The organism is Mycolicibacterium fallax (genome assembly GCF_010726955.1).
Lineage (GTDB): Bacteria > Actinomycetota > Actinomycetes > Mycobacteriales > Mycobacteriaceae > Mycobacterium > Mycobacterium fallax.
This window is the reverse complement of the sequence record NZ_AP022603.1, coordinates 800,318-813,931: the sequence shown is the minus strand read 5'-3', so window position 1 is coordinate 813,931 and position 13,614 is coordinate 800,318. Positions and strand designations below refer to the sequence as shown.

Here is a 13,614-nt window from a genome sequence, read left to right as displayed (position 1 = left end):
TGACGCGAATTGCAATAGGTAAATTGCCATTGTTGACCATTCCACAACGCCGACCGGAATAGTTGCCACGGGGAATCACCAGCCTCGGTACTTCGATGAGATCCGCCACCACAGGAGTGCTCCGACGCCGACGACCAGCACGACGATGCACAGGTACAGCCAGATCGCCCGCAGGATGCTGATCGCGGCGTAGAGGGCCATGGCCGCCAGGAGTAGGCCGACACACGCTTCAAGGAAGCGACCGCCGATACGGCCAGGGTCGCCGCCACTCATGGCAACCGCCGAATCTCGGCGAGCAGACCCGATACCAGCCCGGCCTCGTGACAGGTCGCGACAAAGCGGCTCTGGTCGAGCGGGAACCGCCCGATGACGCCCATGAGGAAGATCTGACCCACCAGATCCGCGGTCAGCAGCTCGTACGGCAGACTGCCCTTGCCGAATCCGGCCAGGGCCAACTCGTTGAGGTGCCACTGGGCGAGCTCCAGCTCATCGTCGAGGTTGAAACTCAGCCCCAGGCGCACGTGATGCACGTCGTGGTAGTAGCGGAACCGGATGTTGTCCTCCGGCGAGTCGTAGATCGTCGACTCGCAGAACAGACTGCTCACCGGCAGCGAATCACCCGTCTCCTGCGAGTGGGTGAACGCGCCGCGCAGCTGTTGATAGGTGCTCGGCGCAGCCGCGACGCCGGCCCAGCCGAAGCCGAGCTCTCGACTCGTGAGGTCGGCCTGTTCGCGGACGAAGCGGGTCAGCTCGGCGCGACCGGCCTGCAGGTCGGACGTCGTAGGGTGAGAGGTGGTCATGGCGTGGCTCCTTGACATGTTCATTGGCGTGAAGAGGTTGAGAAGTGTTGTGGCCGTTCGGCCTGTCCGAGCGCAGGCACGCGCTCGGACAGGCCTCCGATCTATTGCGGCGGCGGATCGATGCGGTTACGACGCGCCGTATCGATCATCTGGCGGATCGCCGACGTGGCCATCCGGTTGATGCGCGCCTCGGCCTGGCGCTGCGCGCGACGCATTCGCGCCATCTCAGCCCGTCGATCGGCCTCGATCTGCACGAAGGCATGACGCGCCCCGATCAGCAGCACGATGAACACAGTCAGCGCGAGGACCGCAAGGATCGCGACGACGCTCATCGACGGTTCACCTCCCGGGCGGTGTCTGCGACCGCCTGACCCATGCCGATGACCGTCATCGTCTTGATGAAGTCCAGGTCACCGGACGCGGCCGGCGCGGCCAGAGCGAGCTGCTGCTGCACCTGCGCGACCAGGGCTGCCTGCTGCATGGCGCAGGCGCCAGTGCGGGCGATGGCTTCGACCTTCGCCTGCTGAACCTCGCCGGCGGCGGCGATCGCGGCCGACCGGAGATCGGTCACATGGTCGATCGCGGCCAACTCCCGCGCCGTCTGACGCGAGAGTCGACCGCCAGAAGCGGATGGGGATGGAACGATGGACTGCTGTGTGTAGCGCTCGATGGCCGACATGTCGGATGACTCCTTCGTGAGGTCTGGCGAATCAGGCGGGATGCCTGATGACCTCTACGATTCAGCCGATCGACGGACATCCTCCAGGGCGACGACTGGGCATATACTGGGCACTCAATTGTGACCTCTGCCGATGGGAGACTGTGTGTCGCCGACTCGTCTTCCCATCCAGAAGCAGCCGCCCTCACTCGATGCGATCACCACGCCACTGAAGGGGATCTTGCGAGGCGGCCTCCCGGTCGACGTCTCATTCAGTGACATGAACCTGCTGGCGCTGCGGGGCGTTGTCGCCCGGTCGGTGATGCCTCATGACCGACTCAGTCGGATCAAGGCACTGAACGAGCTACTGGCGCGGTTGCTCGTCCACTTTCCGGATGACACCTTGGGTGAGCCAGCGCGGATCCTGTTCGGACTGACGCCCGGCGTTCGAGGACTCACCCTGACAGCGCGACGCGAACGAGCCGCTTCGGAGATGAGTCGCGAGGTCGACCACTTTCGCAAGCGGATCGAGCCGAAGATCGTGCAGGAGCTTGCCCGGCAGCTGCACGCCGACTCGCAGGACTACGCGCCACGCACCACACCGACCCCGGGGCCGGTCGAGATTTCTGGTGACACGCCATACATTTCGGCCGGCGATGTAGCCGCTCACGACAAGGCCGAGCGCGAGGAAGCGCTGTCGCGACTATGGGCGCACGTCTACCGGCTTCGGGCCGAGATTCTGCGCGTCGAACGGCTCAAGGCATGGCCCTACGATCCCACCGAGCCCCGACTGAGCCAGGAGAAGCTCGACGAGGCACTCGATGCACGAGCCGACGCGCAGCGTGTGGTCAACGGCGCGGTACGTGCATTCGTTGACGACTACGGATCGATGATCGCCTCGGGTGCCGCTGAGTTCGACGTCCAAGGGCTGGAGCGACTTGTTAGGTGGGACGGGAGCGATGGAGTGACTCAGCGCCGCAAGCGCGCTGAGTAGCGGCCAGCCGGTATGGATCACGCGGTTCTGTCGGCCCCCTCTGGCATGCTGAATCCCGACCAAACGGCGAGCTGCAAGATCCTCGTACAAACGTTCGAATAATGGTACAATGGGCATCACAATGCCTACAGACACAACAGGAAGACCAGCTGTGGCGCTTAAGAAGTCGGATCTCTACTCATCACTGTGGGCAAGTTGCGACCAGCTTCGTGGCGGCATGGACGCCAGTCAGTACAAGGACTACATCCTGACGCTGCTGTTCGTTAAGTACGTGTCCGACAAGGCCAAGACCGACGTCAACAGCCTCATCGAAGTGCCTGCAGGTGGCTCGTTTGACGACATGCTCGCCGCCAAGGGCGACAAAGAGATCGGCGACCGCTTCAACAAGATCATCGCCAAGCTCGCCGAAGCCAACGACCTGCGCAACGTCATCGACCAGGCCGACTTCAACGACGAGGAGAAGCTCGGCAAGGGCAAGGAGATGCAGGACCGCCTCTCCAAGCTGGTCACCATCTTCAACGACCTCGACTTCCGAGGCTCGCGCGCCGAGGGTGACGACCTGCTCGGCGACGCCTACGAGTACCTGATGCGCCACTTCGCCACCGAGTCCGGCAAGAGCAAGGGGCAGTTCTACACCCCGGCCGAGGTCTCCCGCATCCTCGCCAAGGTGGTCGGCATCGGCCCGAACACCCGTCAGGACCAGACCGTCTACGACCCGGCCTGTGGTTCCGGCTCGCTGCTGCTCAAGGCTGCCGCCGAGGCGCCGCGCGGCATGACGATCTACGGCCAGGAGAAGGACAACGCCACCTGGGCGCTGTCCAAGATGAACATGATCCTGCATGGCAACGAGATCGCCGAGATCGAAAAGGGCGACACCATCACCAGCCCGCAGTTCACCAAGGGTGACCACCTGCGAACCTTCGACTACATCGTCATGAACCCGCCGTTCTCGGTGAAGTCCTGGAACAACGGCCTCGAGAACGACTACGGCCGCTTCGAGTACGGCCACCCACCAGAGAAGAACGGCGACTACGCCTTCCTGCTGCACGCACTCACCTCGCTCAAGAGCACCGGCAAGGCCGCGATCATCCTGCCGCACGGCGTGCTGTTCCGCGGCAACGCCGAGGCCACCATCCGCACGCGGCTGCTCAAGCAGGGCTTCATCAAGGGCATCATCGGCCTGCCGGCAAACCTGTTCTACGGCACCGGCATTCCGGCGTGCGTGGTCATCCTCGACAAGGAGAACGCCCAGGCGCGTACTGGCGTCTTCATGATCGACGCCTCCAAGGGCTTCATGAAGGACGGCAACAAGAATCGCCTGCGCAGCCAGGACCTCCACAAGGTCGTTGACACCTTCAACAAGCAGATCGAGATCGACCGCTACTCGCGCATGGTGCCGATGAGCGAGATCGCCGACGCCAAGAACGACTACAACCTCAACATCCCGCGCTACATCGACTCCTCCGAACCCGAGGACCTGCAAGACCTCAGCGCCCACCTACACGGCGGCATTCCGGATCGCGACCTCGACGCACTCCAAAGCTACTGGGACGCCTTCCCACAGCTCCGCGGCCAGATCTTCACCCCGAACCGCCCCGGCTATAGCGACCTCGCCATCGACGTCAGCGCCGTGCAGCAGGCCATCTTCGACGCACCCGGCTTCCACAAGCTCCGTGGCGAAGCCACCGGAATCGTCGGGGATTGGTTCACCACGCACCGTGACACCCTGGCCGGCATCACCGCCAACACCACACCGAACGAGCTAATCGCCACCATCAGCGACGACCTGCTCGGACGTTTCAAGCCGATACCGCTACTCGACGAGTACGACGTCTACGAGGAGCTCATGACCTACTGGCACGACACCATGCACGACGACGTCTACCTGATCATGGCCGACGGCTGGCAAGGTGCGGCTACACCGCGCAAAACCATCGAAGACAAAGAACGCAAACTCAGCGAGACACCCGACCTGGTGATTGGTTCCGGCCGCAGCGCCACCAAATACAAGATGGACCTCATCCCGCCAGCACTGATGGTGGCACGCTACTTCGCTAACGAGCAGGTCAAGGTCGATGAGCTCACCTCCGTAGCCGACGAAGCCGCCCGCGCCATCGAGGAATACCTCGAAGAACACGCCGTCGAAGACGGACTACTCGCCGACTCCATGGACGACGACAAAATCTCCAAAGCCCTCGTCGCCGCACGGCTTAAGGAGATCAAGAGGAGCGGCGACCCAGACGAGATTCAGGCGCTCCAACACGCCACCAAGCTGTATGAAACGGAAGCCGACGCGAAGAAGGCGCTCAAGGACGCCCAAGCCGAACTTGATCTCGCCACGCTCAAGAAGTACGGCGAGCTCACCGAGGACGAGATCAAGACACTCGTGCTCGATGACAAATGGCAGGCGACCGTTGCGCGGCGTGTCGCCGGTGAAGTCGAAGCGCTCACGCTCGACCTGGTCGCACGCATCCAACAGCTCGGCGGACGCTACGCCGAGACTGTCGACGATCTCGACGCTGAATTAGAGCGCCTCGAAGCCAAAGTTGCCGGACACCTTGCTGCCATGGGGGCCAAGTGATGGCAACGGCCGCACCTTGGAATTCAACCTCAGTTGCCGACGAGTTCCACGTTCAGCTTGGGAAGCGCCTCGATGCGGCTGTGAAGCGGGGTGAAGTCAAAGCATGTATCAACAATCGAAGTGTGCGTTGGGGGCACATTCTGGTTGAGGAGTCGGTCTGGGAGCCGCTTACTGCGCAAGACATTCGAGACCTCCGGCTAATTGCTGGGGATGTGCTCATGTGCGAGGGCGGCGAAATTGGTCGCGCGGCTGTGTGGGGCGATGAACTACCTGAAGCATTTTTTCTGAACACATTGCACCGACTTCGGTCTAAGGGCAGGTATGACCCATACTTGCTGGCTGCGATTTTCGAACGGATGGCAATCACGGGGGAACTGTCCGCTGTCGTCGGGAAGGCGACCCTGGCGCATCTCACAAAAGAGAATCTCCTCAATGTCCAACTCCCCCTACCACCTAGCGATGAGCAATCGCGTATCGTTGCCGCGCTTATCAGCGCCGACGATCTGATCGCCGCCCTCGAACGCCTCATCGTCAAGAAGCGGGCGATCAAGCAGGGCATGATGCAGCAGCTCCTGACTGGCCGCACCCGCCTGCCAGGGTTTACAGGCGAGTGGACGGACGTTCGACTCGGCGATCATGTGAGCTACGTGAAGACCATCGCTCTTTCAAGGGCTCAGCTTGACACGAAGTCGACACTAAAGTACCTCCACTACGGCGACATCCACACCCGTTCTTCTGTGCTACTTGACGCCGTAGCGGAAGAGATGCCGCGTGCAAGCGCCTTTCTTGCTGGGCGCGCAGGTCAATTACGATGCGGTGACCTCGTTTTTGCGGACGCTTCGGAAGATCCGGCCGGGGTCGGCAAGTCGGTCGAGATCGTGGACGTTCCGAGTGGTGGCGTTGTTCCGGGTCTTCACACAATCGCCGCACGTTTCGATAAGTCCGTGCTCGCCGACGGGTTCAAGGCATACTTGCAGTTCATTCCATTATTTCGTGAGCAGTTGCTACGTCTAGCAGCCGGAACGAAGGTGCTCGCAACTACTCGATCGTATATTTCGAGCGTCATCTTGGCGCTCCCCGACGTTACTGAGCAGAAAGCGATCGCCGACATGCTGCATGACTCCGAGCGAGAGATCGACGCCCTCCGCGTTCGGCTCTCCAAAGCTCGCGACATGAGGACGGGCATGATGCAGCAACTCCTCACCGGCCGCACCCGCCTGCCAGTGGAGGCTGTGTCATGAATGTTGAGTGGGCGATTGGGGAGCTGGACAAGTTCATCACGATGACGGTGATGACGAACAACAGCCGGAGTGGACCTGGCTACGTCTCGATCACCCACACGTCAAGCACGGCTTCTTCGGACGCGGATGTGACCAAGCAAGCGCAGGTTGTTGAGAAGATCCTCGACCGGGTGATCCCCACCTGGAGAACCGACATCGACCTTTCGAAGACCAATCGCTGGACCCGCCACCGCGAGGCTGCAATCCGTGCCCGCGAGGAGCTGATTCGCAAGCAAGAAGTCGAGGAGAACCTGGGCGAGAACGCACCCGAACTCTCTGCGGCCGAACTTCACCCATGGATATGGGAGGGCGCCAAGTCGCTCTGGCAGTCCGGCCACTACCGCGAGGCGGTCGGCGGCGCAATTCGAAAGCTCAATGCCGAGACGCAGAACAAGGTGGGTCGTCGCGATGTGAGCGAGACGAACCTGTTTAAGCAGGCGTTCTCGATGGACCAGCCGAAGCCCGATGCGGCCCGGCTGAGGCGTATGAAAGACGACGGCAGCGACACCTACAAGTCGGTACAACGCGGCGCGATGGCCCTGGCTGAGGGCGTGTTCGCAGGTATCCGTAACCCGCTGAGTCATGAGGTCGACCAGGAACTTGCGGAGCAGGAAGCGCTGGAGTACCTCGCTGCCCTTAGCGTCCTGGCTCGTTGGGTCGATCAGTCTGACGTGGAGGCTGCCTCGTGAGCGCCGGCAAATCGGTTCGCCTGTTTCTGGCTGATGGCACGCCGGGTGGCTTGCTGACCGCTGAGATCATGAACTGGACCGGCCTTGTCGTGGCTGCGCCGCGCTCAGACCTTGCGGCACTCTTGAAGCGTCCTGAGGCGACTCGCACCGGCATCTACATCCTGCTCGGCGATGATCCGAGCAGTCTCGGCGGGCAGATGGCCTACATCGGTGAAGGTGACGACGTCAGCAAGCGGCTGTATCAGCATGCTCGCTCGGAAGACCAGAATGGCAAGGACTTCTGGGATCGAGCCATCGTGCTGACCAGCAAAGACACCAACCTGACCAAGGCGCACGCTCGCTACCTGGAGAGCCGGTTCATCACGCTGGCTATGCAGGCCAGCCGCGCCCGGCTCACCAACGGCACCACGCCGCCACCGATCGTCCTGCCCGAGGCCGATGTGTCGGACATGGAGTACTTCATCGAGCAGGCCAAGATCGTGCTGCCAGTGCTCGGGGTGAACCTCTTCCGGTCGCCAACGACGACCACGACAGTGCCGCACACTGAGGTAGCGGGTACGCGCACCGATTCGCCGGTATTCGAGATGACGCTGAAGAAGTCCGGCATCACCGCGACCGCGCAGGAAGTCGACGGCGAGTTCACCGTGATCGAAGGCTCCAGCGCCCGGCTGAAGTGGACGGGCGGCGAGGGGCACAGTTACACCAGTCTGCGGGCGAAGCTGGAACAGGATGGCACGCTCGTGCCGACACCCGATGGCTCGGCGATGCGATTCACCCGCAACCACGTATTCGCCAGCCCGAGCGCAGCCGCCGCCATCGTGGCCGGCCGCAGTGCTAACGGCCGCACCGAATGGCTGGTACAAGGTGCACGAAGAACATATGGACAGTGGGAAACCGAAGGAGTTGAGGAGGCGATGAAAGAGGAGGTGAGCAATGAGTGATGTAGGACAGATTGAACGGAAAGCCCAGAACCGCGTGGTGGCGCTGTTTCGCGACCAGCTTGGCTACGAGTACCTCGGCAACTGGGAGTACCGCGAGGGCAACGCCAACGTCGAGACCGAGCTGCTGACGCAGAACCTGCGCGCTCGCGGCTACGACGACAATCTCATCAACCGCGCCCTCGACCAGCTCAGCAAAGCCGCCTCGGTCGGCGCCGGCCACGACCTCTACGAGGCGAACAAGGACGTCTACGGACTGCTGCGTTACGGCGTCAAGGTCAAGCCTGGAGTCGGTGAGCAGACCGAGACCGTCTGGCTGATCGACTGGAAGAACCCAGAGGCCAACCACTTCGTCGTCGTCGAGGAAGTCACTGTCGCCGGCCAGCACACCAAACGCCCCGACGTGGTGCTCTACGTCAACGGCCTGGCCCTCGCCACGCTAGAGCTGAAGCGCTCCAAAGTCGCTGTCTCCGAAGGTATCCGGCAGACCATCGGCAACCAGAAGCCCGAGTTCATTCGTTCGTTCTTCTCGACCGTGCAGTTCGTCTTCGCCGGCAATGACGTCGAAGGGCTGCGCTACGGCGTCATCGATACCCCGGAGAAGTACTGGCTGGAGTGGAAAGAACCGTCTGACGTCGCCGACCCACTCGACCGAGCCCTGCTGCAGATGTGCAGCAAGCCGCGCCTGCTTGAACTGATCCACAACTTCATCGTCTTCGATGCCGGTACCAAGAAGGGGCCACGTCACAACCAGTACTTCGGTATCAAAGCCGCGCAAGACCGTATCGCCAAGCGCGAGGGCGGCATCATCTGGCACACCCAAGGCTCGGGCAAGAGCTTGACGATGGTGTGGCTGGCCAAGTGGATTCGAGAGAACCAGCCCGACGCCCGGGTGCTCCTGATCACCGACCGAACTGAACTCGACGACCAGATCGAGAAGGTCTTCAAGGGCGTAAACGAGCAGATCTACCGCACCAAAAGCGGCGTAGATCTCATCAGCTCGCTCAACGCCAGCGAGCAGTGGCTGATCTGCTCCCTCGTCCACAAGTTCCGCGCCGCCGACAGCGACGGTGAAGACGACGAGGCGACCGCCGACTTCATCAAAGAACTGCACGCCACCATCCCGAAGGACTTCAAGGCCAAGGGCAACATCTTCGTCTTCGTCGACGAAGCCCACCGCACCCAGTCCGGCAAGATGCACACCGCTATGAAGGCGCTGCTACCCGAGGCGATGTTCATCGGCTTCACCGGCACACCGCTGCTCAAGGCCGACAAGGCCACCAGCATCGAGACCTTCGGCTCGTTCATCCACACCTACAAGTTCGATGAAGCCGTGGCTGACGGCGTGGTCCTGGACCTGCAGTATGAAGCCCGCAGCATAGACCAGGAACTCACCAGTCCCGCGCAGGTCGACAAGTGGTTCGAGGTCAAAACCATGGGTATGACCGACCTCAGCAAGGCCGAACTGAAGAAGCGCTGGGGCACCATGCAGAAGGTCGTCTCCTCCGAGCCGCGTGCCAAGCAGATCGTCAACGACATCCTGCTCGACATGGAGACCAAGCCCCGCCTGATGGACGGGCGCGGCAACGCCATGCTCGTCGGCTCCAGCATCTACCAAGCCTGCAAGTTCTACGAGATGTTCGTCGCGGCCGGCTTCAAGGGCAAGTGCGCCATCGTCACCAGCTACACCCCGAACGCCAGCGACATCGCCAAGGAAGACTCCGGCGCAGGCAAGACCGAGAAGATTCGCCAGTACGACATCTACCGCAAGATGCTGGCCGACTATTTCGACGAGCCCGAAGACACCGCAGTGAACAAGGTCGAGGAGTTCGAAGAAGCCGTCAAGCGCCAGTTCATCGAGAACCCCGGCCGGATGCGGCTGCTGATCGTGGTCGACAAGCTGCTGACCGGCTTCGATGCGCCGAGCGCCACCTACCTCTATATCGACAAGAAGATGCGCGACCACGGCCTGTTCCAGGCGATCTGCCGCGTCAATCGCCTCGACGGCGACGACAAGGACTACGGCTACATCGTCGACTATCAGGACCTGTTCAACTCCATCGAGAATGCCGTCGACGACTACACCTCCGGAGCCCTGGATGGCTACGAGAAGAAAGACATCGAAGGGCTGCTCTCCGACCGCATCGAGAAGGCCCGCGAGAACCTCGACGAGGCCCTCGAGCGCATCCGCGCCCTCGTCGAACCGGTCGCGCCACCGAAGAACACGCTGCAGTACCAGCAGTACTTCTGCGCGGTGGAACAGGGCAACGCCGAACAAATCAAGGTCAACGAACCGAAGCGCGTCGAGCTGTACAAGGCAGTTGCGGCCGTCACCCGTGCATACGGCAACCTCGCCAACGACATGATCGCTGCCGGTTACAGCCAGGCTGACGCCGAGGCGATCAAGAAGGAAATCGCGCACTACGTCGACGTGCGTGCCGAAGTGAAACTCGGTGCAGGTGAGGATGTCGACTTCAAGCAGTACGAGGCCGGCATGCGGTTCCTGCTCGACACCTATATCCAGGCCGGCGCTTCCGAAGTCGTCTCTAACTTCGAAGACACGGGCTTGATCGACCTGATCGTCAAGCTCGGTGCTGGTGCGATCAACAAGCTGCCTGCTGGGATCAAGAAGGACCCCGAGGCTGTCGCCGAGACGATCACCAACAACATGCGCAAGGTGATCATCGACGAGCACGCGCTGAACCCGAAGTACTACGACAAGATGAGCGAACTGCTCGACGCCATCATCGAACAGCGCCGACAGCAGGCCATCGACTACCAGGAGTACCTGGCCAAGCTCCTCGACGCGGCGAAGCAGCTCGGCACCAAAGAGTCAGACACCAAGTATCCCGACTGGGCTGACAACGGCGCACGACGCGCCCTGATCGACTTCGGCTGGCCCGATCCGGCAACACCGATCCAGGTGGACACCGCGATCCTGACGAGCAAGCCGCACGACTGGGTCGGCAACACGATGAAGGAAAAGGTCGTCAAGCGAGCGATCAGCCGCACGCTACCCGATGGATTTGACCGACTCGACGAATTGTTTGACCTGGTGAAGGCGCGCGATGAGTACCGCTAACGCCTACCTCACTATCCGCGGCATCGACATCGACGTCATCTACAAGGACATTAAGAACCTGCACATCGGTGTCTATCCACCGCTGGGCCGCGTGCGGGTGGCTGCACCAGCACGACTCGACGACGATGCTGTGCGCCTCGCCGTGATCCAGCGTCTGCCATGGATCAAGCGGCAACGCGACAAGCTACGCTCCGCCGAACGTCAGACCGAGCGCGAGATGGTGACCGGTGAGTCGCACTATGTCTGGGGTGTTCGTCGCCGGCTCAAGGTCGTCGAACGACCCGGTCGGGCGCATTTCGAGATCGACGGCGAGCGGCTGGTGCTCTACGTACCCGCCGACACCTCAGCCGAGAAGCGCCGCGACTACCTCGATCAGTGGTACCGCGACCAGCTGCGCCAAGCGATTCCCGACCTCATCACGAAGTGGGAACAGACACTCGGCGTGACGGTGCCGAAGTGGACGATCCGCCGCATGAAGACCAAGTGGGGTTCCTGTAACCGCGAAACGCGGCACATCTGGTTCAACGCCGAACTCGCCAAGAAGCACCCGGACTGCTTGGAGTACATCGTCGTTCACGAGATGACGCACTACTTCGAACGCAATCATGGCGAGCGATTCAACGGCTTGATGGATCAGCACCTGCCTGATTGGCGGGCTCGGCGAGACCAGCTCAACGCGGCACCGCTTGGTGCTGAGGAGTGGCCTGGACGTGGCTAGTCTCGACAACTCCACCAAACGAAAACTTGAGGTCTTGCTGGGTATGAGCGGCGGCGGGGTCCTGGACTTCACGAACGCGACGTTCAAGGACTTCATTGTCACGGCTGTTGGTGTTGACCCTTATGCCGGAGACTACGAGTCCAAGGCGAAACTGCTACGCCGAATGTGGCAGGAGCTCCCGGATGCGCCCGCAGCCAAGCTCAATCTCGAACTGCTCGACTACTGGAAAGATGGCAAGCTCATTGCCGACGAGTCGATCGGCGACGCCGAGCAGCGCATGTACGACGAGCTCCTTTCTTCGTTTGGTGCAGCGATAGAACCCAGCGTCTCTGTGGACACTGAATTCCTGAACAAGGATTTCGGGACACTCGACCTCTCCGCGCTCCCGAGCGGAGCAATGATCAATACCTGTGGATGAGCCTCGGCGTGGGGGCGTGAAAATGGGCGCACCTTCCCGAGGATGATCATTACGGAATCAGGTATTCGATCAAGACCGGCGTTGGCGCGCTGGTTGGGAAGGTACGCCCATGCTCACCGTAGTTCACGATGGCCAGGAGACCAACGACGAAACCGGCGGACGCTCATTGCTCGATGAGATCGTTCGCGACGGCGCTCGGCAGATGCTGGCCACGGCGTTGCAGGCTGAGGTCGCTGCCTACGTGGCTCAGTACGCCGACCAGCTTGATGACAACGGTCACCGACTGGTGGTGCGCAACGGCTACCACCAAGCCCGTGAGGTGCTGACCGCGGCCGGCGCAGTCGAGGTGAAAGCTCCGCGGGTCAACGACCGCCGCCTCGACCTGGACACGGGCGAACGCAAGCGGTTCTCCTCCGCGATCCTGCCGGCCTGGGCGCGCAAGTCTCCGCAGATGAGTGAGGTCCTGCCGCTGCTGTACCTGCATGGCTTGTCGACCAGCGATTTCACCCCGGCCCTGGAGCAGTTCCTCGGCTCCGGTGCCGGGCTGTCGGCATCCACGATCACCCGGCTGACGTCGCAGTGGCAAGACGAGGCCGCCGCGTTCGGTCGCCGCGATCTGTCGGGCACCGACTACGTCTACCTGTGGGTTGACGGCATCCATCTCAAGGTCCGTCTGGACCAGGAGAAGCTGTGCCTGCTGGTGATGCTCGGTGTGCGCGCCGACGGGCGCAAGGAACTGGTGGCGATCAGCGACGGCTACCGTGAATCGGCCGAGTCGTGGGCCGATCTGCTGCGCGACTGCAAACGGCGCGGCATGACCGCCCCCGTGCTCGCCGTCGGTGACGGTGCGCTCGGGTTGCTGGAGAAGCTGGTTGCGTGACTGGTGTTGAGCGGTGCTGGTTCCACAAGCAGGCTAATGTTCTTGCCGCACTGCCGAAATCAGCACACCCGTCGGCCCTGGCGGCACTCAAGGAGATCTACAACGCCGAGGATATCGACAAGGCCCAGCTCGCGGTGAAAGCGTTCGAGGTCGATTTCGGCGCCGTACGCCCAACCTCGATCACGACGAGATGTGCTGCTGGAGTTCTTCAAGTACCCGGCCGAACATTGGATCCACCTGCGTACGACCAATCCGATCGAAAGCACCTTCGCCACAGTGCGTTTGAGGACCAAGGTGACCAAGGGGCCGGGATCGCGGGTGGCCGGTCTGGCCATGGCCTACAAGCTGATCGATGCCGCCGCGGCCCGTTGGCGGGCTGTCAACGCCCCGCACCTGGTTGCCCTGGTGCGCGCTGGCGCGGCCTTCCACAAAGGCAAGCTGCTTGAGCGTCCCGCCGACATCACGCCGCAGACACCGCCCTCAGACGACGATCAGCACGCCGGGACGGAGGTCGCCTGAAACACCCCGATCCACAGGTATTGACAATTCCTCTCCCGAGCGAGCTCACCGCGACTG

General features: G+C 62.0%; 12 protein-coding genes and 1 pseudogene. 9 read left to right on the top strand and 4 right to left on the bottom strand.

Going from position 1 to position 13,614, the window contains the following annotated elements; translation table 11 throughout:
- Window positions 1–75: 75 nt before the first annotated feature.
- The 4 genes from G6N10_RS20555 to G6N10_RS03810 form a co-directional block, all read right to left on the bottom strand.
- Entirely contained in the window at window positions 76–201 is a 126-nt protein-coding gene (locus G6N10_RS20555; protein WP_263993636.1) for a hypothetical protein, read from the bottom strand.
- Window positions 202–269: 68 nt separating this feature from the next.
- Window positions 270–800, bottom strand: a complete 531-nt coding sequence (locus G6N10_RS03820; protein ID WP_085092609.1) for a hypothetical protein — start codon at window positions 798–800, stop codon at window positions 270–272.
- Window positions 801–901: 101 nt separating this feature from the next.
- Complete coding sequence (locus G6N10_RS03815) at window positions 902–1,132, bottom strand: hypothetical protein (protein WP_085092610.1); 231 nt, start codon at window positions 1,130–1,132, stop codon at window positions 902–904.
- Window positions 1,129–1,479 carry a hypothetical protein gene (locus tag G6N10_RS03810; RefSeq protein WP_085092611.1) on the bottom strand — a complete coding sequence of 117 codons (351 nt, stop codon included), beginning with the start codon at window positions 1,477–1,479 and terminating at the stop codon, window positions 1,129–1,131. The genes G6N10_RS03815 and G6N10_RS03810 overlap by 4 nt, the downstream gene beginning before the upstream one ends.
- Before the next feature lie 259 nt (window positions 1,480–1,738).
- On the opposite strand from G6N10_RS03810, the gene G6N10_RS03805 reads away from it, so the two are divergent.
- The 9 genes and pseudogenes from G6N10_RS03805 to G6N10_RS03765 all read left to right on the top strand — a co-directional run bounded on the left by G6N10_RS03805 (window position 1,739) and on the right by G6N10_RS03765 (window position 13,557).
- On the top strand, window positions 1,739–2,452 hold the full coding sequence (locus G6N10_RS03805; RefSeq protein WP_133055070.1) for a hypothetical protein: 714 nt from the start codon (window positions 1,739–1,741) through the stop codon (window positions 2,450–2,452).
- 151 nt (window positions 2,453–2,603) lie between these two features.
- Complete coding sequence (locus G6N10_RS03800) at window positions 2,604–5,033, top strand: type I restriction-modification system subunit M (RefSeq protein WP_197745631.1); 2,430 nt, start codon at window positions 2,604–2,606, stop codon at window positions 5,031–5,033.
- Window positions 5,033–6,274 carry a restriction endonuclease subunit S gene (locus tag G6N10_RS03795; RefSeq protein ID WP_085092619.1) on the top strand — a complete coding sequence of 414 codons (1,242 nt, stop codon included), beginning with the start codon at window positions 5,033–5,035 and terminating at the stop codon, window positions 6,272–6,274. The genes G6N10_RS03800 and G6N10_RS03795 overlap by 1 nt, the downstream gene beginning before the upstream one ends.
- Window positions 6,271–7,002, top strand: a complete 732-nt coding sequence (locus G6N10_RS03790; protein ID WP_085092613.1) for a TIGR02391 family protein — start codon at window positions 6,271–6,273, stop codon at window positions 7,000–7,002. The genes G6N10_RS03795 and G6N10_RS03790 overlap by 4 nt, the downstream gene beginning before the upstream one ends.
- Window positions 6,999–7,943: a GIY-YIG nuclease family protein gene (locus G6N10_RS03785; protein ID WP_085092614.1), complete on the top strand. Its 945-nt coding sequence runs from the start codon at window positions 6,999–7,001 to the stop codon at window positions 7,941–7,943. The genes G6N10_RS03790 and G6N10_RS03785 overlap by 4 nt, the downstream gene beginning before the upstream one ends.
- Window positions 7,936–11,022 (top strand): type I restriction endonuclease subunit R, encoded by a 3,087-nt coding sequence (locus G6N10_RS03780; protein WP_085092615.1) that lies wholly within the window; start codon window positions 7,936–7,938, stop codon window positions 11,020–11,022. Before G6N10_RS03785 ends, G6N10_RS03780 begins: the two co-directional genes overlap by 8 nt.
- Window positions 11,009–11,740, top strand: a complete 732-nt coding sequence (locus G6N10_RS03775) for a M48 family metallopeptidase (protein ID WP_085092616.1) — start codon at window positions 11,009–11,011, stop codon at window positions 11,738–11,740. Before G6N10_RS03780 ends, G6N10_RS03775 begins: the two co-directional genes overlap by 14 nt.
- The gene (locus G6N10_RS03770) at window positions 11,733–12,158 is read left to right on the top strand and encodes a hypothetical protein (RefSeq protein ID WP_163742192.1); all 426 of its coding nucleotides are present in this window, start codon (window positions 11,733–11,735) and stop codon (window positions 12,156–12,158) included. The genes G6N10_RS03775 and G6N10_RS03770 overlap by 8 nt, the downstream gene beginning before the upstream one ends.
- 109 nt (window positions 12,159–12,267) lie before the next feature.
- Window positions 12,268–13,557, top strand: a pseudogene (locus G6N10_RS03765) (IS256 family transposase).
- Window positions 13,558–13,614: the final 57 nt, after the last annotated feature.